General features: G+C 35.2%; 30 protein-coding genes and 1 riboswitch. Of the genes, 23 read left to right on the top strand and 7 right to left on the bottom strand.

Annotated features, from left to right (window positions below; all coding sequences use genetic code 11):
• Nucleotides 1-37: 37 nt before the first annotated feature.
• Nucleotides 38-997 carry an MraY family glycosyltransferase gene (locus tag RRY75_RS09450; protein WP_332716495.1) on the top strand — a complete coding sequence of 320 codons (960 nt, stop codon included), beginning with the start codon at nt 38-40 and terminating at the stop codon, nt 995-997.
• 47 nt (nt 998-1,044) lie between these two features.
• On the opposite strand, the gene RRY75_RS09445 is transcribed toward RRY75_RS09450, so the two are convergent.
• On the bottom strand, nt 1,045-1,962 hold the full coding sequence (locus RRY75_RS09445; RefSeq protein ID WP_332493327.1) for a dihydrodipicolinate synthase family protein: 918 nt from the start codon (nt 1,960-1,962) through the stop codon (nt 1,045-1,047).
• Nucleotides 1,963-2,264: 302 nt separating this feature from the next.
• Here RRY75_RS09445 and RRY75_RS09440 point away from each other — a divergent pair, with 302 nt between their 5' ends.
• The 14 genes from RRY75_RS09440 to RRY75_RS09375 all read left to right on the top strand — a co-directional run bounded on the left by RRY75_RS09440 (nt 2,265) and on the right by RRY75_RS09375 (nt 14,002).
• Complete coding sequence (locus tag RRY75_RS09440; RefSeq protein ID WP_332493326.1) at nt 2,265-2,948, top strand: N-acetylmannosamine-6-phosphate 2-epimerase; 684 nt, start codon at nt 2,265-2,267, stop codon at nt 2,946-2,948.
• An 81-nt stretch (nt 2,949-3,029) separates the two neighbouring features.
• Nucleotides 3,030-4,370 (top strand): ABC transporter substrate-binding protein, encoded by a 1,341-nt coding sequence (locus RRY75_RS09435; protein ID WP_332527666.1) that lies wholly within the window; start codon nt 3,030-3,032, stop codon nt 4,368-4,370.
• Nucleotides 4,371-4,444: 74 nt separating this feature from the next.
• The gene (locus tag RRY75_RS09430; protein WP_332493324.1) at nt 4,445-5,341 is read left to right on the top strand and encodes a carbohydrate ABC transporter permease; all 897 of its coding nucleotides are present in this window, start codon (nt 4,445-4,447) and stop codon (nt 5,339-5,341) included.
• A 16-nt stretch (nt 5,342-5,357) separates the two neighbouring features.
• Nucleotides 5,358-6,224 (top strand): carbohydrate ABC transporter permease, encoded by an 867-nt coding sequence (locus tag RRY75_RS09425; RefSeq protein ID WP_332493323.1) that lies wholly within the window; start codon nt 5,358-5,360, stop codon nt 6,222-6,224.
• A gap of 107 nt (nt 6,225-6,331) precedes the next feature.
• On the top strand, nt 6,332-6,781 hold the full coding sequence (locus RRY75_RS09420; protein WP_332493322.1) for a YhcH/YjgK/YiaL family protein: 450 nt from the start codon (nt 6,332-6,334) through the stop codon (nt 6,779-6,781).
• An 8-nt stretch (nt 6,782-6,789) separates the two neighbouring features.
• On the top strand, nt 6,790-7,665 hold the full coding sequence (locus tag RRY75_RS09415; protein WP_332493321.1) for an ROK family protein: 876 nt from the start codon (nt 6,790-6,792) through the stop codon (nt 7,663-7,665).
• 22 nt (nt 7,666-7,687) lie between these two features.
• Nucleotides 7,688-8,545, top strand: coding sequence for a MurR/RpiR family transcriptional regulator (locus RRY75_RS09410; protein WP_332493320.1), 858 nt, complete (start codon nt 7,688-7,690; stop codon nt 8,543-8,545).
• Nucleotides 8,546-8,667: 122 nt separating this feature from the next.
• Nucleotides 8,668-9,510 carry a sensor histidine kinase gene (locus RRY75_RS09405; protein ID WP_332493319.1) on the top strand — a complete coding sequence of 281 codons (843 nt, stop codon included), beginning with the start codon at nt 8,668-8,670 and terminating at the stop codon, nt 9,508-9,510.
• Nucleotides 9,511-9,631: 121 nt separating this feature from the next.
• A complete protein-coding gene (locus RRY75_RS09400; RefSeq protein ID WP_332493318.1) occupies nt 9,632-10,129 on the top strand; it encodes an NfeD family protein in 498 nt (165 codons plus the stop codon).
• An 81-nt stretch (nt 10,130-10,210) separates the two neighbouring features.
• The gene (gene floA, locus RRY75_RS09395) at nt 10,211-11,203 is read left to right on the top strand and encodes a flotillin-like protein FloA (protein WP_332493317.1); all 993 of its coding nucleotides are present in this window, start codon (nt 10,211-10,213) and stop codon (nt 11,201-11,203) included.
• Nucleotides 11,184-11,612 (top strand): hypothetical protein, encoded by a 429-nt coding sequence (locus RRY75_RS09390; protein WP_332493316.1) that lies wholly within the window; start codon nt 11,184-11,186, stop codon nt 11,610-11,612. Before floA ends, RRY75_RS09390 begins: the two co-directional genes overlap by 20 nt.
• Complete coding sequence (locus RRY75_RS09385) at nt 11,612-12,352, top strand: LytR/AlgR family response regulator transcription factor (RefSeq protein ID WP_332493315.1); 741 nt, start codon at nt 11,612-11,614, stop codon at nt 12,350-12,352. Before RRY75_RS09390 ends, RRY75_RS09385 begins: the two co-directional genes overlap by 1 nt.
• A gap of 255 nt (nt 12,353-12,607) precedes the next feature.
• Nucleotides 12,608-13,234 carry a manganese efflux pump MntP gene (locus tag RRY75_RS09380; protein WP_332493314.1) on the top strand — a complete coding sequence of 209 codons (627 nt, stop codon included), beginning with the start codon at nt 12,608-12,610 and terminating at the stop codon, nt 13,232-13,234.
• A 135-nt stretch (nt 13,235-13,369) separates the two neighbouring features.
• Nucleotides 13,370-14,002 (top strand): DUF305 domain-containing protein, encoded by a 633-nt coding sequence (locus tag RRY75_RS09375; RefSeq protein WP_332493313.1) that lies wholly within the window; start codon nt 13,370-13,372, stop codon nt 14,000-14,002.
• A gap of 18 nt (nt 14,003-14,020) precedes the next feature.
• On the opposite strand, the gene RRY75_RS09370 is transcribed toward RRY75_RS09375, so the two are convergent.
• Genes RRY75_RS09370 through RRY75_RS09355 form a run of 5 tightly spaced genes read right to left on the bottom strand, consistent with a single transcriptional unit; the run spans nt 14,021 to nt 17,552 of the window.
• Nucleotides 14,021-14,896 carry an ATP-binding cassette domain-containing protein gene (locus tag RRY75_RS09370; protein WP_332493312.1) on the bottom strand — a complete coding sequence of 292 codons (876 nt, stop codon included), beginning with the start codon at nt 14,894-14,896 and terminating at the stop codon, nt 14,021-14,023.
• Nucleotides 14,897-14,906: 10 nt separating this feature from the next.
• Nucleotides 14,907-15,683 carry a cobalt ECF transporter T component CbiQ gene (gene cbiQ, locus RRY75_RS14285; RefSeq protein ID WP_442935404.1) on the bottom strand — a complete coding sequence of 259 codons (777 nt, stop codon included), beginning with the start codon at nt 15,681-15,683 and terminating at the stop codon, nt 14,907-14,909.
• Nucleotides 15,670-15,981, bottom strand: coding sequence for an energy-coupling factor ABC transporter substrate-binding protein (locus tag RRY75_RS09365; RefSeq protein ID WP_332493311.1), 312 nt, complete (start codon nt 15,979-15,981; stop codon nt 15,670-15,672). The genes cbiQ and RRY75_RS09365 overlap by 14 nt, the downstream gene beginning before the upstream one ends.
• A 3-nt stretch (nt 15,982-15,984) precedes the next feature.
• Nucleotides 15,985-16,725: an energy-coupling factor ABC transporter permease gene (locus RRY75_RS09360; RefSeq protein ID WP_332493310.1), complete on the bottom strand. Its 741-nt coding sequence runs from the start codon at nt 16,723-16,725 to the stop codon at nt 15,985-15,987.
• A 53-nt stretch (nt 16,726-16,778) separates the two neighbouring features.
• On the bottom strand, nt 16,779-17,552 hold the full coding sequence (locus tag RRY75_RS09355) for a sirohydrochlorin cobaltochelatase (RefSeq protein WP_332527665.1): 774 nt from the start codon (nt 17,550-17,552) through the stop codon (nt 16,779-16,781).
• Nucleotides 17,553-17,680: 128 nt separating this feature from the next.
• Nucleotides 17,681-17,868, bottom strand: a riboswitch (cobalamin riboswitch).
• 141 nt (nt 17,869-18,009) lie between these two features.
• Between RRY75_RS09355 and RRY75_RS09350 the strand changes: the two genes are divergently transcribed.
• From RRY75_RS09350 to RRY75_RS09315, 8 genes are all read left to right on the top strand, one after another.
• Entirely contained in the window at nt 18,010-19,812 is a 1,803-nt protein-coding gene (locus RRY75_RS09350) for a sensor domain-containing diguanylate cyclase/phosphohydrolase (protein ID WP_332716482.1), read from the top strand.
• 60 nt (nt 19,813-19,872) lie between these two features.
• A complete protein-coding gene (locus RRY75_RS09345) occupies nt 19,873-20,109 on the top strand; it encodes a DUF1653 domain-containing protein (RefSeq protein ID WP_332528280.1) in 237 nt (78 codons plus the stop codon).
• Between the two features lie 128 nt (nt 20,110-20,237).
• The gene (locus RRY75_RS09340) at nt 20,238-20,744 is read left to right on the top strand and encodes an RNA polymerase sigma factor (protein ID WP_332528279.1); all 507 of its coding nucleotides are present in this window, start codon (nt 20,238-20,240) and stop codon (nt 20,742-20,744) included.
• Nucleotides 20,744-21,064 (top strand): hypothetical protein, encoded by a 321-nt coding sequence (locus RRY75_RS09335; protein ID WP_332528278.1) that lies wholly within the window; start codon nt 20,744-20,746, stop codon nt 21,062-21,064. The genes RRY75_RS09340 and RRY75_RS09335 overlap by 1 nt, the downstream gene beginning before the upstream one ends.
• A 30-nt stretch (nt 21,065-21,094) precedes the next feature.
• Nucleotides 21,095-21,952 (top strand): double zinc ribbon domain-containing protein, encoded by an 858-nt coding sequence (locus RRY75_RS09330; RefSeq protein WP_332528277.1) that lies wholly within the window; start codon nt 21,095-21,097, stop codon nt 21,950-21,952.
• Between the two features lie 345 nt (nt 21,953-22,297).
• Nucleotides 22,298-23,596: a phenylacetate--CoA ligase family protein gene (locus tag RRY75_RS09325; RefSeq protein WP_332716476.1), complete on the top strand. Its 1,299-nt coding sequence runs from the start codon at nt 22,298-22,300 to the stop codon at nt 23,594-23,596.
• Between the two features lie 16 nt (nt 23,597-23,612).
• Nucleotides 23,613-24,911, top strand: coding sequence for a phenylacetate--CoA ligase family protein (locus RRY75_RS09320; RefSeq protein ID WP_332528275.1), 1,299 nt, complete (start codon nt 23,613-23,615; stop codon nt 24,909-24,911).
• An 11-nt stretch (nt 24,912-24,922) separates the two neighbouring features.
• On the top strand, nt 24,923-25,348 hold the full coding sequence (locus RRY75_RS09315; RefSeq protein ID WP_332528274.1) for an ACT domain-containing protein: 426 nt from the start codon (nt 24,923-24,925) through the stop codon (nt 25,346-25,348).
• 82 nt (nt 25,349-25,430) lie between these two features.
• Here the strand turns inward: RRY75_RS09315 and RRY75_RS09310 are convergent, their stop codons facing one another.
• Nucleotides 25,431-26,084 carry a lysoplasmalogenase family protein gene (locus RRY75_RS09310; protein WP_332528273.1) on the bottom strand — a complete coding sequence of 218 codons (654 nt, stop codon included), beginning with the start codon at nt 26,082-26,084 and terminating at the stop codon, nt 25,431-25,433.
• Nucleotides 26,085-26,141: the final 57 nt, after the last annotated feature.

Raw genomic sequence — 26,141 nt, 5'->3', positions numbered from 1 at the left:
TGTATAAAATAAAGCTAAAATCTTAGGGGGATTAATCATGGTATATGCATTTGCGCTTTTACTAGCATTAATTATTATGCTGGTCATTACGCCAGAACTAAGGAAGCTTGCTTATAAAATTGAGTACATTGAAAAACCCAAAGTAGATAGTGAAAGAAAGATTCATAAAGAGGCAAAACCTTATTTAGCGGCTGTAGGCATATTTGGCGTATTCTGGGTTGTATATTTTTTGGTAGGTCAAGAGATAACGATGAAAACCTTATGGATTTTAGTAGGTAGTACGTTAATCTTTATAATGGGAATGATAGATGATTGGGTTAAAATTCGTGGAGGAGATTTGAAGGCATGGCCTAAGATGATTGTTCAAATACTAGCCTGTATACTAGTGTATGTAGGAGGTGTTCAATTTATAGGATTTACAAATCCTTTTGATGGGAGTTACGTATTGTTGCCAGTAGAGTTACAAGCCGTACTAACAATAGTATGGTTGTTTGGTGTTACAACAGTTATTAATTTTACCGATGGTATGGATGGTTTAGCAGGTGGAATATCTTGTATTTCGGCTTGTACATTGTGTGTAGTAGCCTTGGTACAAGGGGATGGGGAGGCTGCTTTAATGGGTGCTATACTTGTAGGTGTATGTTTGGGCTATTTACGTTATAATGTGTTTCCAGCTAAAATTCTGATGGGAGATGCAGGCGCAACCTTTCTTGGATTTATGTTAGCTATTATTTCGTTAGATGGCGCATTTAAGCAAGCTACAGTTGTTTCAATTTTTGTACCTATCTTGGCATTGGGAGTACCTATTTTTGATAATCTCTATGTGATGTATATGAGAATGAAACAAGGAAAACCTATTTATGTGGGTGATACAAGTCAAGTTCACTTTAGATTAGTTAAAAAGGGAATGACTCAAAAACAAGCAGTGCAGGTACTTTATTTAGTGAGTATGTGCCTTAATTTAAGTGCAATTATTCTGTTTATGTTGAGAATCTAATAGAGTAGTAAAAAGAACACGAAACTGCATACAGTTTCGTGTTCTTTTTAGATGTTTTTCCATTCTTCAATAGTAGCTCTGATATCGTTAAAGAGTGTAATGATTGCAGGATCTTTTTCATCCACAGGTAAGAAAGGTAGTCTAGGGTCCCCGATGTTACAACCATCCATACGAATAATAGTTTTACAAGCACCATACATAGATGGGAAACTGCATAAACGATAGATGAGATGAGTAATTTTATTTTGAAGTATTTGAGCTTTTTCAATTTCTCCCAGGCGGATGAGGTTTTCTAATTTTAAGTATAGCTCAGGCATAGCACCATATGTACCTCCAATACCAGCATCAGCACCCATGAGGCGACCTGCTAAATATTGTTCATCTGGACCATTGAAGACGATGAAATTTTTGCCACCAGCTTCTTTAAAACGAAGAATATCATGACAAGGTTCAGAAGAATTTTTAACTCCAGCAACGCGTTCATTTTCTAACATGCGGTTAAATAATGTCATAGATAAATTAAAGCCTGTAAGTTGAGGAATGTTGTAGATGAAGAAAGGTAAGTCAGCAGCTTCTGTAATAGTCGTCCAATGACGGTATACACTCTCTTCACTAGGTCTATAGTAAACACAGGGAACTGCAGAAGTAGCAGCAGCACCAGCAGTTTCAGCGTGTTTAGCAAGCTCAGCAGCGTGACGGCTAGAAGGGGTACCTACATGAACAATAATGTTCATTTCATTTCCGGCTTCTTCTGTAACGGCTTCTACTACCTTTTTGCGTTCATCATGATCTAGTAAGAAACCTTCGCCAGTACTTCCGCAAACATAAAGGCTCTTAACTCCTTTATTAATATAGTAACGAGTAAGTGCTTTGGCAGCTTTTAAATCAATATCTCCACAGGCATCAAAGGGTGTATTGAGTGCAACTGTTACATTTCTAAAACGTGAAGTTTCATATTTGGACATAGTAAAATCCTCCCTAGTATTTATATGGATAATAGACTAACTTTTTACTATCATAGCACCCATAAAAAGAGAAAGCAATAAAAAAGGAAATTTTATTTATTTTTATATCAAAAACAAAATAAAAAAATATATTAACCTTTTTATGTATAAAAGATACTAATTTAAAGAGTTTGATAATATATATTTAATGACATATGCTAAAAAAATAAAAAAAATTTCCGAAAAAATACTGGAAAATGTTTTTCTTTATGTTATTATAAATTCAGAACATATAAACAAATAATATCTGAGGGGGATAAACGATGAATGAGTCTATACTAGATCAAGTAAAAGGTGGATTGATTGTTTCCTGCCAGGCGCTTGAACATGAACCATTATATAGCTCACATATTATGGCTAGGATGGCATATGCGGCCAAACTTGGTGGTGCTGTAGGAATAAGAGCAAACACTGTAGTAGACATCAATGAAATCAAAAAGGTAGTGAATCTACCTATTATAGGCATTATTAAACAACAATATGGAGAGTGTAATGTGTACATTACACCCACATTAAAGGAAGTAGATCAATTAGTAGATTGTGGTGTTGAAATTATTGCAATAGATGCAACGAAGAGAACACGACCTGATGGTAAAACATTAGATGAGTGCTTTAAAGAAGTGAGAATGAAATATCCAGACCAGTTATTTATGGCAGATTGTTCTACATATGAAGAAGGTATACATGCAGCTGAGATAGGATTTGATTTTATCGGTACAACTATGCATGGCTATACAGACTATACACAAGGGGCAACACTTCCTAACTTTGATCTAATAGGGGATTTGGTAAGGGATTGTGGAAAGCCAGTAATAGCAGAAGGGGGCATTTGGAGCCCTGAAGACTTAAAAAAAGCAATAGAAACAGGAGCCTTAACTGCAGTTGTTGGAACAGCAATTACAAGGCCCATGGACATTACAAAGCGTTACGTAGAAGCACTGAAATAATAAGTAGTAAGCCTAACATGGATCTAACAGATACAAAGTCTGTGATCAATATACGAATTTTATTCTAAGGGGGATAAATTTATGAAAAAAGCTTTTGCATTATTATTAACATTAGCAGTTTCTTTAACAACGTTTGTAGGATGTGGAGCAGCATCAGGAACACCATCAGATACATCAAAACCTACAAAAGAGAATACACAAACAAGTGAAGAACAAGTAGAGATTACATGGTGGAACTTCCCAAACTTTGCAGCAATAGATGATACAGCGGGAAAATATGAAGAAAATATTATTCAAGCTTTTAATGAGAAATATCCTAATATTAAGGTAAACATGGAAATGATAGACTTTGGTTCAGGTCCAGAGAAAATTACAAATGCTATTCAAGGTGGTACAGTATGTGATGTACTCTTTGATGCACCAGGACGTATCATTTCTTATGCCAAAGACGGTGTTTTAGCGGATGTTAACAGTATGTTCACAGATGACTTTGTAAAAGATGTAGATAATGACAACATTATTAATGCCTGTAAAGTAGAGAATGATTACTTCATGTACCCTATCTCCTCAGCCCCTTTCTTGATGGCATTTAATAAAGAAATGTTAGAAAAACATGGCTTATTAGACATGATAAACCTAGAAGGTGACAGAAATTGGACTGTAGATGAATATAAAGCATTAATGGAAGCACTTAAAGAAAAAGGTGAAAAAGGTGCAGTTGTATACTGTGTATCTCAAGGTGGAGACCAAGGACCAAGAGCGTTCCTTTCAAATTTAGCAGGAACACCTATTACAAATGATGCACTTACAGAATACACCATCAATAGTCAAGGTGGGGTAGAAGCGTTAGAGTTTGTTGTAGATGCAGTAGACAAAGGACTTTTACTAAATGGTAGTGCACTTGATGGTACAGCATCTATTGAAGAATTTACTTCAGGTCGAGTATCTCATACAATTCTTTTTAGCCCTGGTGTTTACAACAGTAATAAGGCTAATATGGAATTTGAACCGATCTTCTTACCTTTCCCAACTCCAGCAGGTACAGAGCCAGAACTTGAGTACCTTATTGATGGATTCTGTATTTTTGATAATGGAGATGAAGCGAAGATAGAAGCTTCTAAACTTCTTATTGATTTCATTTGTAATGATACAGAGTGGGGTCCAAAAAATGTTAAACAAACAGCTACATTTCCAGTGCGTCAGTCATTTGGTAACCTCTACGAAGGTGATGAAAATATGACTTACTTAGCAAGCTTAACAAAATACTATGGCACATACTACAATACGATTGATGGTTTTGCAGAAATGAGAACTTACTGGTTCCCAATGATGCAAGCAGCTCTTGCAGGAGATAAAATACCAGAGCAAGCCCTTAATGATTTCGTAACTTCAGCTAATCAATCTATTAGCAATGCTCAGTAAGTAGGCTACATTTCTCCTCATAAATAGTATGGGGAGAAATGTTTTAAGTTATTTCATCGAATAGGAGTGTGACTATGAATAAGCACAATCTACCCAAGATACGCATGCGAGAAACATTAGTATCTTATGCTTTCTTAGCACCTGCGTTATTGTTCTTTTGCGTTTTTGTCATTTATCCAATGTTATCAGGAATTTTTACAAGTCTATTTGACTATACCCTTAAGAAATTTGAATTTGTAGGCTTACAAAATTACATAAACCTTTTCCAAGATGAGATATTTTGGAAATCATTGAAAAATACTTTAGTTATCGTAGTAGGATCAGTACCTATTGTAGTGATCTTCTCACTTTTTGTTGGTGTAACCATTTATCAAAAAAAATCAGGTGTACGCTCCTTTTTTAGAGGCGTTTTTTATTTACCTGTTGTGACAGGAACCGTTGCAGTTACCGTAGTTTGGAAGTGGATTTATGATCCATTAAACGGTATCTTGAACTATGTTTTACAATCAGGCGGAGTCATTGAAGAACCTATTATGTGGTTAGGAGATAAACGATTTGCTATTTGGGCAATCATTATTATTTTATTAACTACATCAGTAGGACAGCCGATTATCCTCTATGTTGCAGCACTTGGAAATATTCCACAGTCCTTTATTGAAGCTGCAGAGGTAGATGGGGGCAATAGCTGGCAAATTTTTAGAAAGATAAAATGGCCTTGCCTTATGCCGACGACGTTATATGTAGTTGTTATTACAACTATTAATTCCTTTCAATGTTTCTCGCTTATTCAGTTGTTGACTTCCGGGGGACCAAACTATTCGACTAGTACCATTATGTATCTTGTGTATGAGAAGGCCTTTAAGCTTACGCAGTTTGGTTATGCCAATGCAATGGGCGTAATTTTGGCAGTCATTATTGGTATTATTAGTTTCATGCAGTTCAAAGTACTCGGAAACGATGTAGAATACTAGAAGGGGGGATACGTTGATGGCTAGGAAGGTTAAAGAAAAAGAAGAAGCACTGAGCACGAGGGTGCAAAAGATAACACCGTACAAAGTTATTTCTATGACATTTTTATATTTACTAACCTTTATTTTTATATTTCCTTTTTATTGGATTATAACAGGAGCATTTAAAGCTCAAAAAGTAACAGTACAAATACCGCCACAGTGGTTCCCTTCAGAACCTACACTAGAGAACTTTGTAAAGCTTTTTAAGAATCCAGCACTCCAATGGCTTGGCAATAGTATTTGGATTTCTTTAGCAACAATGATTTTAGTATGTTTGACGGCAGCACTTGCAGGTTATGTATTAGCTAAAAAACGATTCTATGGTCAAAGACTTATTTTTGCTATGTTTGTTGTAGCAATGGCACTTCCAAAACAAGTTGTGCTCGTACCATTAGTGCGTATGGTTAATGCTTTAGGATTTCATAACACACTAGCAGCTGTTATCCTACCAGCAGTAGGATGGCCTTTTGGGATATTTCTTATGAAGCAATTTAGTGAGACGATCCCAGGTGAGTTGTTAGAAGCAGCTAAAATAGATGGTTGTGGGGAGTTACATACATTCTTTAATATCGTTTTACCTATTGTTAAGCCAGGCGTTGCAGCACTTGCAATTTTTACGTTTATTACTTCATGGAATGACTACTTTATGCAACTGATTATGTTAAATACAAGATCGAAATTAACGATATCATTAGGGGTTGCTACACTCCAGGCAGAATTCGCTACTAACTATGGAGTTATTATGGCAGGGGCAACACTAGCTGCCATACCTATTGTACTCATGTTTGTATGTTTCCAAAAATACTTTACACAAGGTATTACAATGGGAGCGGTCAAAGGTTGATGAATGAACAAGGATGAAAGGCAAGGGGCTGTTGCACTAAGGATTAAACTAGTGTAATAGCTCTTTTATTTAAAATATGAGATATAAATAAGAAAGAGGATAAGAACATGATTTATGATATGATTTCAAACATTACAATGTATAAAGGGATTTCTGCCTATTTAGATAAGGCTATTCAATTTGTTGAGCAGACAGATTTGCACACATTACCATTAGGCAAAACACCAATAGATGGTGAACATGTTTTCATTAATGTGATGAAAGCACAAACAAAACAAGAAGGAGAGCTAGACTTTGAAATCCATAAGAAGTATATGGATATTCAAATCGATTTAAGAGGAACCGAAATGATTCAAATTGCTACAGAGTGTGGTGAGCTAGTAGAGGCATATGCACAAGCAAAAGATATTGGCTTCTTTAAAGCTGAGGTGGCGAGTTCTTGTGTAATGGGACCTGGTCGTTTTGTTGTATGTATGGCAGATGAATTACATAAACCAGGCATACAAGTAGGGACAAGTACTGCTATTAAAAAGTGTGTAATTAAAGTAGAAAGATAGGTGAAAATATGAAGATAGTGGCTCTGGATATAGGTGGTACTTCTATTAAAGCAGCAGAGTGGGAAAATGGTATTTTGAGTAACATTAAGGAATACGATACAAATGCTAAGGCTGGTGGGCAAGCAGTTATCCACAAGGCAATTACTATTTTAAAAGAATATGAGAAATTCGATAGAATAGGTATTAGTACAGCAGGACAAGTAGATTCTGTGCAAGGTATGATACGATATGCCAATGAAAATATTCCAGGCTACACAGGTATGCAGGTGAAAGAAGTGTTTGAGGAAACATTTCATGTACCTGTTACAGTGGAAAATGATGTGAATGCAGCGGCTATAGGAGAAGCAAAGTTTGGAGCAGGAAAGGATTTTGACCACTTTTTATGTTTAACGTATGGAACAGGCGTTGGCGGAGCCATTGTAATTGATAAAAAGGTTTATACTGGGTGTGAATTCTCAGCAGGAGAGTTTGGTAGTATGATTGTACACCCAGAAGATAGAAAAGTAGGAGACTATTTTAGTGGGTGTTATGAGGGATATGCATCTACTACAGCACTTGTTGCAAGGGCTAAGGTATATGATGAAACGCTTGTAAATGGTCGTAAAATCTTTGAAAGAATAGAAGAAGAATCCATTCGTAAGATCGTAGATGAGTGGATAAAGGAAATTATGTATGGACTCGTAAGTTTAATCCATATATTCAATCCTCCTTGTATTGTTTTGGGCGGAGGAGTACTTGCTCAAACATATGTTGTAGAAAAATTGGAAGAGATGCTTTACACTAATATTATGCCAAGCTTTAGAAAGGTCATTTTGAAACAAGCGGAACTAGGTAATACAGCTGGACTACTAGGTGCAGTGAGCCTTGCTTGCTCAATAGATTAAACAGTAAAAATGGGGTGAGGAAATGGCTGGTAATGATTTGCTAGGGAGAATTCGAGAGGGGTATTCGGGGTACACCAAAGCGGAAAAAAAAGTAGCAAACTACGTTATGGATAATGCTAAGAAAGTATTATTTATGTCTATTACAGATTTAGCTGATGCTTGTGAAGTGGGAGATACGAGTGTATTCCGTTTCTGTAGGAGCTTAAAGTTACAAGGTTATCAAGAATTTAAAATGCAGCTTTCTTTAAGTATGAGTCATGATGACTTAGAAATAGAGGAGGAATTAGGGAATATTAATTTGCAAGATCCATTTGAAGTATTAGCGAAGAAGGTGTTACACAATAATATCAATGCTATTAATGAAACCTATGGTCTTATTCAAACAACAAATTTCGCTCAAGCTATGAATTACTTAGAAAGAGCGGAGGGCATACACTTTTTTGGTGTAGGTGCAAGCATGCTTAGTGCTATGTTTGCTATGAATAAGTTCTTGAAGATTACACCCAATGTACGCTGTGTGATGGATTCGCATATGCAAGCTATGTTGGCTTCTATGTTGAGTGAAAAAGATTTAGCGGTTATTATTTCTTATTCAGGTGCTACAAAGGATACAATTCATGTAGCAAAGCTAGCAAAACAAAGTGGTGCAAAGGTTATTTGTATTACAAGATATACAAAGTCACCACTTACTGCATATTCAGATGTTACAATACTATGTGGATCAAATGAAGGACCACTTAATGGAGGCTCTACCTCAGCTCAAATGAGTCAAATGTTCTTAATTGATTTAATGTACAATGAATTTTATAGAAAAAGAGTAGAAGTAACCAATAAAAATATCCATAAAACAGCAGATGCAGTACTAGAGAAGATTTATTAAAAATAAACTAAAAGAATCTCTTATTCTTGAGCTAAAACTCTGATAGAACTTATATAAGCGTGTTATAATTATATGAATTCAGATTATTAATTAGAGAAATACAAGAATAGGGGATTTTTATTATGGATTTAAAAAAGTTGATTAAGCTGTCTTTACTAATCAATCTACTCCAAATCATATTGATTGTGGGTATTATTATTTATATTAATTATGCACCGAGTGAGGATATGTTTGTACTACTCTATGGGGCAGTAGGGCTTACTATCTCAAATAGTATGGTGGCAGCATTGAGTTACTATTTTTTAATTACGCGAGAAGAGAGAAAGGATATAAAAGAAATTATTCATAGCTTAGAAAGTTTGAATTTTACGTTAAGAGAGCAAAGACATGACTATTTGAACCATATTCAAGTGATTTATGGACTGATGGAGCTTGCGGAGTATGAAGAGGCCCAAAAATATATGGAACCTGTATATGATAGTCTATTGAAGGTAGGGAAGGCGCTCAAAACAGCCCATCCAGCTATTAATGCATTACTACAAGCAAAGATACAAAAGGGGCAAAATGAAGGTGTATCTGTTTATTTAGAGGTTAAGTCTAACTTGAAGTCTATACCTATGGAAGCGTGGGAACTATGTAAGGTACTATCTAATGTTATTGACAATGGCATTACGGCACTTGAACAAAAGGAATCTATGAAAAAGCTTTATATCGATATAGGAGAAGATAAGACGTGCTATAAGTTCTATATTTACAACAATGGCCCTATGATTCTGAAAGAGACTTTGCCGCATATATTTACTCAGGGGTTTTCTACAAAGAAAGAGGATGGACATGGAATGGGGCTAGACATTGTTAAGCGTACGCTAGAAAAAGTAGGAGGAACAGTTCAGGTAGAATCGAATTTAGAAAAGACTTGTTTTACCATACAGGTACCTAAAATTGTAGAAACACCCTTAAAGTAAAAGAGATAAAAGCGACAGTTGAGGTATGAAAATGTATAAATGGAGAGGAATGTATGGTAAGGACCTTGAAAAAAGCATATGATAGTTTTATAAAATCAGTTTATTAAAAGGGGGTGATAAGATGATAGCAGGATTACTCGAAGGTATGACTTTGTTTAGTGTGATTTTGCTCATAGTTGGATTTGTCTTAGTAGGGATTGAACTTACGGCACCAGGGATTTCTTTTCCAGGGATAACAGGTATAGGTTGTTTGCTTATTAGTGTATTTTTAACAGCTGATACCATTGTTGAAGGTGTTATTATGACTATCGCTATTTTGGCAATACTAGGTGTAATGCTAGGTATTATGGTATGGCTCTTAGCAAAAGGCAAATGGGTGAAGCCTATTATTTTAACGAATGAGTTAAATAAGACAGAAGGTTATATCAGCTCATCAGATTTAGAATATTTACTTGGGAAACAAGGGATAGCTTCAACAGACCTACGTCCATCGGGTGTAGGAAGCTTTGAAGGTGTAAGCTTTGACATTATTTCAGAAGGGCAGTATATTGAAAAAGGGACGTCTATTATTATTTATAAAGTACAGGGTTCTAGACTTATTGTAAAAGCAAAAGCTTAGAAAAAGAACTTAAAGTATTTCTTTAATTTAAAGTAAGATAAGCATTAAAATAAAAGACTAAGAAAGCAAGGGGAGATTCAAATGGATGCAAGTATTATTAGAAGTATTGTTATTATAGGTATTATCGGTATACTAATTGTTACATTCTTTATCTTTGTACCAATGGGCTTATGGGTATCTTCATTAGCAGCGAATGTTAAAGTAAGTATTTTTAACTTAATTGGTATGAGACTTCGTCGTGTTGTCCCAAATCGTATTGTGTTACCTCTTATTAAATCTACTAAAGCGGGTGTTGGGTTAAATGTTAATCAATTAGAGGCCCACTACTTAGCAGGTGGTAATGTAGACCGTGTTGTAGATGCACTTATTGCAGCAGAGCGTGCTGGGATTGAATTACATTTTGAGAAAGCAGCAGCTATTGACCTTGCAGGCCGTGATGTATTAGAGGCGGTTAAAATGAGTGTTAACCCTAAAGTAATTGAAACACCTAATGTATCAGCAGTAGCTAAAGATGGTATTGAACTTTTAGTTAAAGCGCGTGTAACTGTTCGTGCAAATCTTGAAAGATTAGTGGGTGGAGCTGGGGAAGCTACAGTACTTGCAAGAATTGGTGAAGGTATTGTTACAACAGTAGGGTCTTCGCTTTCACATAAAGAAGTACTCGAAAATCCAGATGGAATCTCTAAAATGGTTTTAGGAAAAGGTCTAGATGCAGGCACAGCTTTTGAAATTCTTTCTATTGATATTGCAGACATTGATGTAGGTCGTAACATTGGCGCTCAGCTACAAACACTTCAAGCAGAAGCAGATAAAAACATTGCTCAAGCTAAAGCAGAGGAAAGAAGAGCGATGGCTGTTGCAAAAGAACAAGAGATGCGTGCTTATGTAGTTGAAGCGGAAGCCGAAGTACCAAAAGCTATGGCTTATGCTTTAAGAGAAGGAAAAATGAGTGTGATGGATTATTATGAACTTCAAAATATTAATGCAGACACACAAATGCGTCAAAATCTTTCTACAACAGGAAATGGAAAGATGCCATTAGGAGGCGGTAAGGATGGTCAGAAACAACATTAATAGTTTGAGCAAGCAGTTTAATGACATATCAAATTTAGTAGAAGCAAATCGCACGCAGATCATGAGTATGGCAAATGAAATAACTAAAAAAAGTTCACACAAGAAAATTAAAGGTAACATTTATCAAGCAGATCAAGAAGTGGTTAAACCAGAAAAATCACATACACGTAAAAACAAATCAAAAACTAAGCAACAAACAACACAACAACACACTATATCTAAGGATAGAGACAGCCAACTTTTAGAACAGCAAAGACGCCAACAAGAAGCTTCTTGTAACCAATTAACAAGCACAGAACAAGAAGAGGCATTAAATCATGCATACTGGCAAGAAGCTATGATTCTATCAGAGATCGTGGGACCACCTGTTGCAAAAAGAAGAAGGGCTCATAGAATGGGGAGGATGTAATGGATATAAAGGTTTTACTAGTAGAAGACGAGGCTGGTATTAGATTACTGATGCGTAAAATTATAGAAAAAACACCAGGATTCATGGTGGTAGGTGAATGTGAAGATAGTGAGGATGGCTTAAAGACTTTTAATAAATTAAAACCTGACGTAGTCTTTCTAGATGTACAGCTCAAGACTGGAAGTGGGCTAGAGTGTGCAACTCAAATGGTTGATATCAATCCAAAGACTAAGCTTATCTTTGCAACAGCACATTGTGAATACATGCCAGAAGCCTTTGAAGTCTATGCCTTTGACTATCTAGTGAAACCTTTTAACGTAGAACGTGTTACCCATACATTAGAGCGCATTAAGGCACTACAAGAACCCAAGCAAGCAAGTAGTATGGATAAGATTGTACGCTATGAAAAAGGCTTAGAAAAGCTTTTGGTAAAGGGTAAGGAGAGTATGAGTTTTGTGAACATCAAAGATATTATCCTTGTTCAAAGAGAAGATAGTAATACGGTTATCTATACACTAAAAGATGCTTTTATAACATCAGCAAGCTTGACAGAAGTGGAAGAGAAGCTAGACCCAGAGCAATTTATAAGAAGTCATAAGTCTTATATTATTAATCTTTCTCAAATTACTAAGATTTCTCCATATGGAAGATGGACCTACATTGTAAGATTTAAAGACTTAGATAAGGATGCTCTTATTACAGGAGAAAAGTACGAAGAAATTAAAAAGTTATTTTTATGATAAAATGAACAAGGTCATACATGAAAAGTTAAGAAATTGACGGACGCAAGTTTATGAATTATAATAAATATAACTTCGTGAGGGAGTAGTTTGCTTATTTACAAAATAAGTGGCAAGTCAACATAATGATTACACTGTAATCTGGTTTGCCTTAATGAACAAGACTCATGTATGGTATTTTTGCCATACATGAGTCTTTTATTTTGGGAGAAGATAAGTATAACTCTCTCAATTTAGAGAAAGAGGAGAGAATAGATGGGACTTTTAGAAATTATTTTAATAGGAATTGGCTTAAGTATGGACGCGGTAGCTGTTTCTATGACCAATGGCATGGTGTATAAAGAGGCAGGAAAGGCAAAAATCTATGCAATGCCTATTCTATTTGGAGTGTTTCAAGGATTGATGCCTCTCATTGGTTATTTTGCAGGGGGACTTTTTGCAGATGTTATTAGTCAATATGCTAGCCTACTTATATTTGTTATTCTAGGGGTTATTGGTGGGAAAATGCTTAGAGATGGCATACTTCATCTCAGAAAAGAAAAGGAAGCAATAGGAGCTAAAGGATTAGGCCAAGAAGAAACAATAACAGAAGAAGAAATGGCTATAGGCGAAGGTAAATTAGAAGAGAGTAAGCAACTAACTTATAAGATGATATTTATCCAGGCTATTGCAACGAGTATTGATGCTTTTGCAGTAGGTATAGGATTTAGTGTAATGCAAGTAGAGATATTATCAGCGGCAGGAATCATCACGCTTACAACAGCAATTTGTAGTTTAGCTGCAATATTTATAGGTAAAAAGTTTGGCGATCTATTAGGAAGTAAGTCGGAGCTTTTGGGTGGAACAATTTTAATTTTACTTGCTTTTAAAGCTTTATTTTAATACAAAAGGTTCTTTTATCTAGGATGATAAAAGAGCCTTTTGTATTATTTATTAACATTAAAGTGAAGTCCTTAGTATACAAAATCACTTCTTGCGAATAATAAAAAAGAATAAGTGCAAGAAGGAGAGAACACTATGAAAAGACTTATCCTACAAAGTTATATGGTAGTATGTCTATGTTTAATGTTGGTAAGTTCTTTGCAGGCACAAGAAAGGCCACCAGAAAATCCAGGTGCCTATAAAAAGCAACAGACTGTCATTTTGAAAACAATGAGAAAAGACATGGATAAGTCGTCTGATGAAGAGGATGCTACCTTAGATTATGTAGAACAAATGTTAGCGTATTATAAGGCAGGGTCTGCCTTAGCCCAAAATGTAATGGACCATGGGGATAACCAAATTATTCGCCAGGTAGGGCGGAGTATGCGTAAGCGTAATGCAGAAGAGATGAAGAAGATGGAAGAACTAAGAATTAAACTCAAGGAGCAAAAGGTAGAAGATGATTTAAAAGAAGCTGAGTATTTAGTTGTCTTTAAAGAGACACTAGAGACAATGATGGAGGACTTACAAAAGGTAGAAGATGAAAATGTAGATCGTATATTCTTGTTACAAATGATTTGCTACAATGAGGGAATTATTAAAATGGCTCAAAATATTCTCAAGTATACACCCAATGTAGAGGTACAAGAAATTGCACAAAAAATCATAGAAAGACATACTAAAGAAATTCCCTATTTGCAAAAATTAGCACGCGAAATTAGAATCTAAAAAAGAACTGTTCCTAACCTATTTAAGGTTAAGGGAGCAGTCCTTTTTGGATAGAAGGAGTTCTTGTAAAGTTTGATGTGCAGAGTTTACGGTAACAGGTAAACCTATAATGGGTATATGGTCTACATCTTTAAGGGTATTCATAAGCTGACCTATATGGGGAAGACATAGTCCTGTAGAGAATAGGGCCTCAGGGTTAGCAAAAATTTCTGAGACAGTTCCAGAATGACAGATGTTCCCACATTTTAAAAGGTAAAGAAAATCACAACAAAGAGGAACTAAGTTCATATCATGAGTAGCTATGATGATAGCCATATTAAGATCTTGTTTAAGTAGTTCTATAAGAGATATGATTTCTTGTACACCTTGTGGATCCAAACCGGCAGTTGGTTCATCTAGAATTAAAATAGAAGGCTCCATAGCAATGATTCCTGCTAAGGCAACACGTTTCTTTTGACCATAACTTAAACTATGAGTAGGCCTTTGACGTAGGTCATAAGTACCTGTTTGTTTAAGAGCCTGTTCAATACGAATACGAGCTTGTTGTTCTTCAATACCTAAATTTAAGACACCAAAAGAGACATCTTCATAGACGCTAGCGGAAAAAAGTTGAGTATCAGGGTCTTGAAAGACAATGCCAACAGATTGACGAAGTTGATAAAGACCTTTAGAAGTATAATTAATAGGTAACCCTCTATATAATACATGACCGGAAGTAGGTTTTAAGATACCATTTAAAAGTAAGAAAAGAGTAGATTTGCCAGCGCCATTGCCTCCTAATATACCTGTAACCTTACCTTGCTCGAGATGAAGGCATACATCGTGTAAAGCAAGTGTGCCGTCAGGATAGTAAAAGGAGAGGGATTGGGTTTCCATGATGTAGGATGTATCCATATAAAACCTCCTAAAATAAAATAGATTCTATAACGATTAGTATAATGAGTATACCTTCTATGAGAAAGAAGTAGAGGTAGGAGAAGGATTGATAATAGTCTTCGTGCAAAGTTTGTAGGGAACCTGTATAACCTCTACATTCTAGAGCAGTATATAAAGCATGATTCATTTTTAATGTGCGTACAAGCAATGAACTAAGAAGGATTCCAAATGAACGTAATCCGATGCGAAAGCCTTGATACCCCAACCTTGCTACCTGAGCAGTATACATAGTAGAGGCTATATCTATGAGCACAAAAATAAAGCGATAGATAAGTGCCATCAACTCAATAAGTAGGGTTGGGCAATGCCATTTTTCAAATACACGTAGGATATCATTTATAGGAGTTGAGAGACATAAGAAGTATAGACAACTTATACTAGCAAGTACCTTGAAGAATAGAAAAATACAAGTGTTTATACTAGTAATGGTTATCCCCATATAAGCATAAAAAATGTGGATAGACCATAAAAAAATAGTGTTATCTGTGGAAAAATCAAAGAGCAAAGTAAGTAAACTGAGTATTAAAAAGGTAAGTGGGATAGACAAGAGTGTACAATAAAGTCTAAAAGAGGTGCGTCCCTTGAAAATAGTGAGGCACCCCATAAGTATAGTCACACTTATAAATACAAAAAGTGAATGTGCTATTAGGCATGTAAAAAGTATAAGAAAACAAAATAAACTTTTTTGTAGAGGGTCAAACTTGCGAAGCGGTGAGTGATAAGCATATTGGTCAATGGCCTTCATTGCTTTTTAATTCCTTACTTTTTCCATGCAGATAGCCAAATCCATAGGCAAGTACACTTGCGCCTATAGCAGCTTGAAGGGCGAAGAGAAGACTTTCTATTTCACCACTAGCAGGTTCTATGAGAGGCTCAAACCATGGTTCATAGTTTGCATTGATGACTGTAATCATATTTTCAGCTTCCCCATCAGCTCCACCAAATTCAGCATCTTTAACAAGGAAAAGAGGCATAAAACTCAAGATGATAACAAGTAAAATAAGAATAAAATTAATAGGAAAAGATTTCTTAGATGATGGCATGAATTAAACCTCCTTTTTTAATCTGCCCAAATGAATGAGACCTTCGTTGCTATATTTTTGTAAGACATTAATGACTACTACAGTTAATAAGCCTTCACTAATAGCAAGAGGTAGTTGAGTAAGGGCAAAAATACTTAAAAACTCTAATAAGGAACCAGTAAATCCAGTTGTGGAGCTGGGGAAGGCTAATGCTAATTGGAAGGAAGTCATTACATAGGTAAGTAAGTCGCCTAAAGTGGCAGCTAGAAAAATAGCAAGCCAACGAGGCGCTTTTGTTTTGGAGATGAGCTTATAGATGAAGTAAGCAACAAAAGGACCTACAATTGCCATAGAAAATACATTGGCACCCAATGTTGTAATACCACCATGTGCAAGCAATAAAGCTTGAAAAAGAAGCACAATAGCACCTACTACAACCATGACTGTAGGACCAAGTAAGATAGCACCTAACCCTATGCCGGTAGCGTGAGAACAACTACCTGTTACAGAAGGAATTTTCAGTGCAGAAAGGATAAAAGCGAAAGCCCCTACCATGGCAAGAAGTAACTTATTTTGCTTATCTTCTGCAATAATTTTCTTAAGAGAGAGCAGTCCAGCTATAAAGAATGGAAGAGAAATAATACTCCAAGAGATACTCCAGCCAACAGGTAGAAATCCCTCCATAATATGCATGGACTGTGTATCTAAGGTGACAAGACCTGATACAAAGCAAAACATAGCAAAAATCATTAATCTTTTAGTCATACTTTCATCTCCTTTTATAAGTGATAGATAAAATACTTAATTAAAATGAATGCCTATAGGGCTTCTTTTGCATGAGAAATAAAAAGTTGACGAATTTGAGGGTTTTCACCTAGGCCATGTAAGCGTATAGAAGGTTTGATATGATGATTAAGGAGAATGTTTTGCCAAGTATTTGGCTCACATCCAGACATATCATGAAGTGCATGGTCACCTGCTACCAACATAAATGGGATTAGATAAGCTACTTGAGTTTTATTTTTGAGTAACTTAGGGAGTACCTCTGTAATTGTAGGATAGCCTTCTACAGTGCCAATGTAAATGTTGCTGTTAGTCTGTTGAAACATATATTCAAGTGCGCAATACGCTGAAAAGTTTGGATGAGATGTTCCATGTCCCATAAAAACAAGAGCTTCTTTGTCTTTTAAAGAAGGAAGGTAAGCCAGTGTAGCAGTAACAACTTGCTTGTAATCCTCTATCGTAGTAAGAAGAGGACGCCCTAGGCTTAAAATATGAAATTTACTTTTGAAGTTTTTGATGTCTTTAAGGAGTTTGTGATATTCATTTCCACAAATAATATGTAATGTTTGAATAAGCACTTCGGTATAGCCAGCTTTATAAATTTGAGTAAGAGCTTGAGATGGGTTAGGAATAATAAGCTGGTCACGAGTAGCTAATTTGTTAATAATCATCTGAGACGTATATGCTCTAAAAAAGGCATAGTCAGAAAAAGCATTTTGTAAATCTTGTTCACATTTTTCTATTGTTTTTTTTCGAGTATCTTCAAAGGTAGTTCCAAAACTTACAACAAGTAGAGCCCTTTTTGCCATGGTGCAACACTCCTTATGCAAAATGAAATAAAGGAATTTAGGTAATAAAAAAACCCCTAAGGGGTTATATGTAAAAAATGCGCATGAAAAGTACACAAAATACATATTACCGCCTTTCCCACCGAAAGAGTAATGTTTCATTTTAGGTAGGTCTCCTGGCTGACGAATCATCCTAACTTGTTCACCTTCCCATACTAAGTGTACAGTGGTTAAGCAAAGCTTTGAACAGTTAGTCCTCGTCTACAGTAGCGGGGGCTGCAGTGTGTCACACATTTCCCTTTTAAGCTGAGTAAGCGCCTAAAATGCTTTGTTTTAATATATGACAAGAATGGAGAAATTATATCTAATAGAAAGGGAAAAAATGATTAAGCATGTACTTTTTCTTGTAATGAGTAAATATGGTATACTAATAAGAAGGGATTATGAGTAAGTAGATATCATTAGGAGGAGACTAAGCGTGTTAGAAGAAATTTACCAAGCATTTTTAGAAAATATTCCATGGCCTACTTGGATTACAAGAATAGATTCAACGGTCTTATTTATAAATAAACATTACGAAGAAATGTATGATAAGAAAGCTAATGATATGGTGGGTAAACGTTATAAAGATGCATTGTCAACAGATATAGCAGAACAATATTATCAAGATCTTATGAGATGTGTAGAGAGCGGTAAGGTGTATAAAACAGGGCAACTAATCAAAGGGCGATACTTAGAATGCACTTTGTTTCCTATTCCCAATAAAGATAAAAAAGTAGTGGCTGTAGCAGGCGTTGTTTTTGATATTAGTGAGCATAAGGAGCGGGAAAAGGAGATTAGAAGCAGAAAAGATATTCTTAGGACTATTATAGATGCACTTCCAGAGACTATCTTCTACAAAGATAAGAAAAGTCATTTTTTAGGGTATAATAAGGCCTTTGAAAGCTACTATAACCAAAGAGGTATTTATGAAATAGAAGGAAAGACAGATTTAGAAATATATCAAGATGAACAAGTAGCAAGAGAATTTATTGAATCTGATCAGCGAGTTATAACAGATAAGGTGCCGCAAAAGTATGAACATACCATTATACAAGAAGACGGAGGGCTTTTGATAGAAGAGAATACAAAGGTACCTGTATTAGATGAAAAAGGAGAAGTATGGGGGATAGTAGGTCTGTCTAGAGATATTACAGATAAGAAAATATTTGAGGAAAAGTTAAAATATATTAGTGAAACAGATACTTTAACAGGACTGTATAACCGTTATAGCTTTGAAGAAAAAATTAAGTATTACCATAGGAAAGAATATTTACCATTGGGAATGATTATGGGAGATGTAAATGGACTAAAGCTGGTAAATGATACATTAGGACATTTAGAAGGAGATGAATTGCTAAAAGATATTGCTAAAGTATTAAATCAAACTTGTGCTAATAAAGGTCATATTTTTCGCTGGGGTGGGGATGAGTTTTTTATACTCATACCTAATTGTTCAGAAGCACTATGTGAAAAAATGATAGAAGAGATTTTGAGAGCATGTAATGCTAATGAGAAGAAATTTATTAATTTAAGCATTGCGCTAGGTGAAGTTGTTAAATATGATTTAGAAGAAGATATATATGATTATATTAGGAAAGTAGAAGAAAAGGTATATCGTAAAAAGCTTTTAGAAACAAAGAGTATGAAAAGTTCCATGCTTACTACATTGAGAAAAAGTTTAGAAGAAAAGAATATGGAAATAAATGAACATGCAACAAGAGTTGTGCAGCATGCACTAGCAGTAGGGAGAGCTATGCAACTTAAGGATGAAGACTTAGACGAGCTAGCATTGAGTGCAGAATTGCATGATATTGGTAAGATTACTATGCCAGAAGAACTTTTACTCAAAGCAGACAGATTGGTAAATGAAGAATTTGAAGTTTTAAAGATGCATGCAGAAAAAGGGTATCGTATCATTAATGCATCAGGTGAGCTTATAAGTGTAGCTAAAAATGTTTTGACACATCATGAGCGATGGGATGGAAAAGGATATCCTCTAGGTTTAAAAGAGAAAGAAATACCTCTTATGGCAAGGATTATAAATGTAGTAGATGCGTATGATGTAATGACAAAAAGACGTATATATAAGGAAATAATGAGTCCTGAGCAGGCTTGTGAAGAGTTAAAAAGGTGTGCAGCTACTCAGTTTGACCCAGAAATTGTAAAAATATTTATTGATGATTTAAAAAGTCGAGAGCAGGTTATGCCTTTGAATAATGGAGAGCATATAGGCTCATAATTATTAAAGAAAAAATGAAGTAATTTACTTAAAATTAGAACGAGGAGATTAAAAAGAAAAATGGAAAGACAAGTTGAAGTGAGAAGACCCTATAGACATTTTAAAGGAAACCTTTACTATGTGTATGATATTGTGTTACATTCAGAAACAGATGAATTAATGGTTTCTTATCAAGCACTTTATCCACCTTATACGATGTGTGTAAGACCATTGTCTATGTTCTTAGAAGAAGTAGAGGATGGACGAGTAGATAATATAACAGGGCAGAAATATCGTTTTGAACTTTATAAAGGATAAGATGGCACATATTTAGGAAGAGACTTTTTAGTCTCTTTTTTATTTGAAATTTTAAAATAAATTTTCCAACTTACTATTAGGAGATGCGTATATAATAGTGTAAGAACAAATTAGAAAGGGGAAAAGTTGTGGATGTAGAGCAGATGATTGATATACACAAGGATCAACTGTACCGATTATGTTTATACTTGGAAAAGAATAAAGAGCGAGCGGAAGACCTATTTCAGGATACTTGGGTAAAAGCAATTGAGAAAATGACAACATACGATGAGAATAAGACTTTTTATCCATGGCTAACCCAAATTGCAGTAAACACCTATAGGGATAAGTTAAGGCGTCTTAAGTTAGAGATTAAAAGAAGATGTTATGAATCACAAGCTATACTAGAGGAGAAGAAAAGTGAAGAAGAAAGTGTTGAAGGCCAAATTATTCACAAACAAGAACTACAAATAGTACAGGAGGCACTCAAAAAGTTACCAGATAAACATCGTTTACCGCTAGTACTTACTATGGGAGAGAACATGTCCTACAAAGAGGCGGCAGATGTGCTAGATATAGAGGAGAAGCTAGTCAAGTCAAGAGTATATGAAGCACGACAAAAATTGAAAAAACTACTAGAAAAGGAGGGGCTGTAGTGAAAGATGAGAAATTAGACAGATTGCTAGGTAAAATATTTGAACAAACAGAACAAGTGGATATGAAGGTAGTGTATCAAGCTAAGAATAAGGCAAGAAATAAAGCAGAAAACAAAGAGCATAAGAAAAGTTGGTATCCTTTTATAGTAGTGATTATGATGAATGTCCTTCTTGTTGTAATGGAAGTTGTGGGATTGATGCTTTTTGCAGATACACTTAAGCAAATTACCATAATTATTTCGTTAGGATTAGGACTCATGCAAGTGCCTGTAATCGCATACTTGTTAGGAGAATTGTATTATAAAGAGAAAGAAAATTAATCAAGTTAAGCCTAAAGGAGGTTTTTATAAATGGATTTGATGGGAAATTTAATAGGATTAGGTGTAATAGCACTTATAATGCTTGTGCCAATTGGGCTTATGATAGCGGTAGGTGTAGTTGTATATAAGGATGCTAAGGCACACCATCTCAGTGCTGGGTTATGGACTACTGTAGCTATAATAGCACCTAACTTTATAGGTGTTATTATTTACTTAGTTGTAAGAAGTAATCAAGAAAAGTTATATACTTGCTCCAATTGTAATACAGAGGTGAAGGAAGATTATAATATTTGTCCCAGTTGCAAATCTGTATTTGAAAAGATATGCCATGTATGTAAACATGCAATTAAGAACGATGTAGCGTATTGTCCCTATTGCGGAACGGAAGTAGACCAACAAGAGCATATGCAAACGGCAACTAAAGTATCTAAGAAGACAAATATAGCTAAACCATTAGCCATTATAGGCGGAATCTTATTTGCTTTTATACTACTAGTATTTGGTGGAATGCTTACAATGGCTCTTGCAAGTGGGGATTTAGATGGAGCACTTAAAAGTAGTACATCTGTGTCGGTAATGAGTATTGAGACAAGTATGGGAGAACACTTGAAATCAAGTTTTTGGTATCAAAGTGGTAAAGACAGTATTAATCTAAGAAGAGAGAGTGGCGAAGCCATTAACTTAGTTGGAACAGTATTGGTTGAAAAAGGAACCATTAATATGGATGTATTAGGCCCAGATGGAGAGGTTTTATATACAGAAATGTATGAGCCAATGTCAGGGGAACAAGAGGTGAATATTGAATTAGGAGCTTCACAAACAGGTGAGTATAAAGTACTCATGCAAATGAAGGAAGCTGCAGGTAGTTATGATATAAGAGGCAACTGAGATAAAAATTTATAAAACAGAAGCATTTAATGATGAGGTAAGCGTTAGGGTGGAATTTTATAATGCGTTAGATTATCTTCAAGTTAGTTATATGTATGCAAATGCTATATATGGTATACATAAAAAGAAGGCTAAACAATGTGTATAGCCTTCTTTTTTATGCATATTAAAATCTAAGGTTCGTTAAATAGTATCTATAAAATATGAATATTAATACTATAATATATTAATATTTTTAAATATTTGGTATAATAAAACACAATTTTATTGCGTATAAAAATTAATAATGATAAACTTCTATGTATAAAATATAAATTGTAAATATTATATAGCAGGGGGCAGATTATGACGTATTGGCAAAATGAAGAAGTCTATGATATTGAACAAAAAAGGAAAGTGCAATCTGAAAGATTAATTAAAACAGTACATCGTGTATATAATAATGTACCATTTTATAAAGAAAAGATGCAGGCAATGGGGATTGAGCCAGGAGATATTAAAAGTATAGATGATCTGGAGAAACTTCCTTTTACAACTAAGCAAGATTTACGAGACCATTATCCATATGGGCTTTTTGCAGCACCTATGGAAGAGGTGATACGTATACATGCATCTTCAGGAACGACAGGGCACCCTACGGTAGTAGGATATACAAAAAATGATATTGAAATGTGGTCTGATATGATTGCACGTAGCTTTACCGCTATGGGTGTAACAAAAAAAGACATAGTACAAATTGGATATGGATATGGCTTATTTACAGGAGGCCTTGGGGCTCACTATGGGACAGAAAGACTTGGTGCTGCGGTTGTGCCTATATCCGGAGGCAATACTAAAAAACAAATTCAATTGTTACAAGAATTTGGTAGCACAGTAATTGCATGTACACCATCCTATATTCTTTATATAGGAGAAACTATGAAGAATATGGGAATAGAACCTAGAAGCACTAAGCTTCATACAGGGATTTTTGGTGCGGAGCCATGGACAGAAGAAATGAGAGAGCAAATTGAAAGTATGTTTGGTATTAATGCAATGGATATTTATGGATTAAGTGAAGTCATGGGACCTGGAGTAGGTTTTGAATGTACCGCTAGGCAGGGGATGCATATTAATGATGACCACTTTGTGCCAGAAATTATTAATTCTGATACCCTTCAAGTATTACCTGAAGGAGAGCAAGGTGAATTAGTCTTTACAATGGTAACGAAGGAAGCTTTGCCACTTTTAAGATACCGTACAAGAGATATTACAAGACTATATACTGGTAAATGTGAATGTGGAAGAACATTAACGCGTATGGATAAAGTAACAGGGCGTAGTGATGATATGCTTATCATTCGTGGCGTTAATGTGTTCCCTTCGCAAATTGAAAGTATACTACTTAAAGTAGCGGAAACAGCACCACACTATGTCATTATTGTAGATAGAATTAATAATCTAGATACACTTGAAGTGTGGGTTGAAGTTAGACCTGAGTTCTTTACAGATGCTATTAAGTCATTAGAGAAAATAGAAAAACATATTACAGCAGAGCTATTTAGCCTATTGGGACTTCATGTAAAAGTTAAGCTTGTCGAGCCACGTAGTATAGAACGTAGTGAGGGTAAAGCTAAACGCATTATTGATAAGAGAAAGAAATAACAGGGGAGTGATAAGGGTGATTTGGCAAAAGGAAGAAACGTTGTCAAGAGATGAAATGTGTGTCTTACAGAGCACAAAATTGGTAAAGACTGTAGCTCACGTCTATGAGAATGTACCTTTTTACAAAAAGAAAATGGATAATATAGGGCTTGAAGTGGGAGATATTAAAGGCATTGAGGACCTGAACAGACTTCCATTTACAACAAAACAAGACTTAAGAGATCATTATCCATATGGAATGTTTGCAGTACCTATGAAGCAGGTTGTACGTGTGCATGCATCTTCTGGAACAACGGGGCAACCTACTGTAGTTGGATACACCCAAAATGATTTAGATATGTGGGCAAATTGTATGGCAAGAGTACTGGCTGGTATGGGTGCTACAGATGAAGATATCATACATAATGCTCTCGGGTATGGATTCTTTACTGGGGGATTAGGATTTCATTATGGAAGTGAAAAGTTAGGGGCTACTATTGTACCTATATCTTCTGGAAATACTAAAAAGCAAATTCAAATTATACGTGAATTTAAAAGTACAATACTCGTAACAACACCATCATATGCGCTTTATATGGGGGAATACATTAAAGGCTTAGGGATTGATCCCAGTGAGCTCAAACTTAGAATAGGTGCCCTAGGAGGGGAACCGTGGAGTTATGAAATGCGTGCTCAAATTGAAGAAGCCTTAGGGATAAAGGCATACGATAGTTATGGTATGAGTGAAATTGTAGGACCTGGTGTAGGCTTTGAATGCACACATAAAAATCATATACATTTGAATGAAGATCATTTCATTCCGGAGATTATAGATTCACATACATTAGAATCACTTCAGGTAGGAGAAACTGGAGAAATAGTATTTACTACAGTGACAAAAGAGGCACTACCACTTTTAAGATACCGAACAAGGGATATTACTAGCCTTATAGAGGGGTCTTGTGGCTGTGGTAGAACTACAATTCGTATGCGCAAATGTACAGGGCGCAGTGATGATATGCTGATTATTCGAGGGGTTAATGTATTCCCTTCACAAATTGAAAGCGTTCTTCTTAACCTAGGAGAGACAGCCCCACATTATGTGCTTATTGTGGATCGTATAAACAATCTAGATACACTTGAAGTGTGGGTTGAAGGTAAAGAAGGTGTTACCTTCGTAGATGGGATGAGGCATATGAAGGAAATAGAAAAACGTATTACAGCGGAGATTCACTCTGTACTGGGACTTCAAGTTAAAGTGAAGTTGGTTGAACCTAAATCAATTGAAAGAAGTGAAGGTAAAGCTAAACGTGTTATTGATAAACGTAAAATTTAGGAGGAATTGGGATGATTATTAATCAGCTTTCAGTGTTTGTAGAGAATAAATCAGGTAGACTTTATGAGGTTATGCAAACGTTAGGAGATGCTCATATTAATGTATCTGCTCTTTCTATAGCGGATACTTCTGACTATGGTATTGTAAGACTTATTGTAAGTGACTATGAAGAGGCATTTAAGTTACTTAAAGAACAAGGCTTCTCTGTGCAAAAGACACCTGTAATCGGTTGTAAAGTACCTAATACACCAGGTGGACTTAAAGCACTTTTAGGTTATTTAGCAGAAGATGATATTAGTATTGAATATATGTATGCTTTTTCAATAGGTGACGATGCATCTATTATTTTACGTACAGAGAATTGCTATAAAACAATAGAGAATCTCTCTAAACATCAGATGGAACTTGTTAAAGCAAGTGATATTTATCAAGTTTAGAATAAATTTATAAAAAGAGTTGTTTCCTTTTTGAAAGGAACAACTCTTTTTATATTGGGGAATTTGTTAAAATAGCTTGAAGTTACAAGGTAAATAATATGAGAGCTAATAAAAGTTGCCCTATATAATAGAAGATATAGGGCAAGCATCTGAGAATAGGATAGTTCTTAGCAAAGAAATACACAAAACATAAGATAACATCAGAAATTACAAAGAAACAAGCACCGATTATAATAATTGGAATATGTGTACAGAAGGCAGCGACTAACATCAGTGTAATGATAAAGGCATAAATAGCAATAAGAATTCGAATAAGGCCAAAATCAAAAGGGTCTTTAATCATAATGATAAGTGTAAGAAAACCTATACTTATAGGAAGAAATAGAAAAAATACGGGTATAACAAAACCTTGTAAAATAAAAGAAATTACAAACAAGAGGTGGGCAAAGCCAAAAGTGATAATGCCTAGGATAGCAACTGGATTATGCTTGAGTGGACGACCATGGGCAAAGGCTAAGAAAATATCACCTATAAAGCATAAGGTAAGCCCTAATAATAGGTAAGCACTACTATATGAGTGTGAACTAGAGAGATAACAAATGATTCCTATAGTTAAGAAACCTAAACTTGTAATGCTTTTGATAGTAATACGCCATTTAGATTGTGGTATTAAATAAGTAATAATAAGTAAGGTTATAAGTGATGCTATAAAGATAAAAATAGGGAGTAGAATCATGGCTGTAGACTCCTTCATCAAATGAATTATTACTAGTGTATTCATCTAGAAAGGGAA

It is taken from the genome of Niameybacter sp., from assembly GCF_036655075.1.
GTDB lineage: Bacteria > Bacillota > Clostridia > Lachnospirales > Cellulosilyticaceae > Holtiella.
Note: the sequence above shows the minus strand (reverse complement) of the source record. Positions and strands in the feature narration are given on the sequence as shown.

Excerpts from the sequence above, each read along its gene's own strand:
- RRY75_RS09450 (WP_332716495.1), top strand. The coding sequence starts at position 38 with ATGGTATATGCATTTGCGCTTTTACTAGCATTAATTATTATGCTGGTC.
- RRY75_RS09445 (WP_332493327.1), bottom strand. The coding sequence starts at position 1,962 with ATGTCCAAATATGAAACTTCACGTTTTAGAAATGTAACAGTTGCACTC.
- RRY75_RS09440 (WP_332493326.1), top strand. The coding sequence starts at position 2,265 with ATGAATGAGTCTATACTAGATCAAGTAAAAGGTGGATTGATTGTTTCC.
- RRY75_RS09435 (WP_332527666.1), top strand. The coding sequence starts at position 3,030 with ATGAAAAAAGCTTTTGCATTATTATTAACATTAGCAGTTTCTTTAACA.
- RRY75_RS09430 (WP_332493324.1), top strand. The coding sequence starts at position 4,445 with ATGAATAAGCACAATCTACCCAAGATACGCATGCGAGAAACATTAGTA.
- RRY75_RS09425 (WP_332493323.1), top strand. The coding sequence starts at position 5,358 with ATGGCTAGGAAGGTTAAAGAAAAAGAAGAAGCACTGAGCACGAGGGTG.
- RRY75_RS09420 (WP_332493322.1), top strand. The coding sequence starts at position 6,332 with ATGATTTATGATATGATTTCAAACATTACAATGTATAAAGGGATTTCT.
- RRY75_RS09415 (WP_332493321.1), top strand. The coding sequence starts at position 6,790 with ATGAAGATAGTGGCTCTGGATATAGGTGGTACTTCTATTAAAGCAGCA.
- RRY75_RS09410 (WP_332493320.1), top strand. The coding sequence starts at position 7,688 with ATGGCTGGTAATGATTTGCTAGGGAGAATTCGAGAGGGGTATTCGGGG.
- RRY75_RS09405 (WP_332493319.1), top strand. The coding sequence starts at position 8,668 with ATGGATTTAAAAAAGTTGATTAAGCTGTCTTTACTAATCAATCTACTC.
- RRY75_RS09400 (WP_332493318.1), top strand. The coding sequence starts at position 9,632 with ATGATAGCAGGATTACTCGAAGGTATGACTTTGTTTAGTGTGATTTTG.
- floA (WP_332493317.1), top strand. The coding sequence starts at position 10,211 with ATGGATGCAAGTATTATTAGAAGTATTGTTATTATAGGTATTATCGGT.
- RRY75_RS09390 (WP_332493316.1), top strand. The coding sequence starts at position 11,184 with ATGGTCAGAAACAACATTAATAGTTTGAGCAAGCAGTTTAATGACATA.
- RRY75_RS09385 (WP_332493315.1), top strand. The coding sequence starts at position 11,612 with ATGGATATAAAGGTTTTACTAGTAGAAGACGAGGCTGGTATTAGATTA.
- RRY75_RS09380 (WP_332493314.1), top strand. The coding sequence starts at position 12,608 with ATGGGACTTTTAGAAATTATTTTAATAGGAATTGGCTTAAGTATGGAC.
- RRY75_RS09375 (WP_332493313.1), top strand. The coding sequence starts at position 13,370 with ATGAAAAGACTTATCCTACAAAGTTATATGGTAGTATGTCTATGTTTA.
- RRY75_RS09370 (WP_332493312.1), bottom strand. The coding sequence starts at position 14,896 with ATGGATACATCCTACATCATGGAAACCCAATCCCTCTCCTTTTACTAT.
- cbiQ (WP_442935404.1), bottom strand. The coding sequence starts at position 15,683 with ATGAAGGCCATTGACCAATATGCTTATCACTCACCGCTTCGCAAGTTT.
- RRY75_RS09365 (WP_332493311.1), bottom strand. The coding sequence starts at position 15,981 with ATGCCATCATCTAAGAAATCTTTTCCTATTAATTTTATTCTTATTTTA.
- RRY75_RS09360 (WP_332493310.1), bottom strand. The coding sequence starts at position 16,725 with ATGACTAAAAGATTAATGATTTTTGCTATGTTTTGCTTTGTATCAGGT.
- RRY75_RS09355 (WP_332527665.1), bottom strand. The coding sequence starts at position 17,552 with ATGGCAAAAAGGGCTCTACTTGTTGTAAGTTTTGGAACTACCTTTGAA.
- RRY75_RS09345 (WP_332528280.1), top strand. The coding sequence starts at position 19,873 with ATGGAAAGACAAGTTGAAGTGAGAAGACCCTATAGACATTTTAAAGGA.
- RRY75_RS09330 (WP_332528277.1), top strand. The coding sequence starts at position 21,095 with ATGGATTTGATGGGAAATTTAATAGGATTAGGTGTAATAGCACTTATA.
- RRY75_RS09325 (WP_332716476.1), top strand. The coding sequence starts at position 22,298 with ATGACGTATTGGCAAAATGAAGAAGTCTATGATATTGAACAAAAAAGG.
- RRY75_RS09315 (WP_332528274.1), top strand. The coding sequence starts at position 24,923 with ATGATTATTAATCAGCTTTCAGTGTTTGTAGAGAATAAATCAGGTAGA.
- RRY75_RS09310 (WP_332528273.1), bottom strand. The coding sequence starts at position 26,084 with ATGATTCTACTCCCTATTTTTATCTTTATAGCATCACTTATAACCTTA.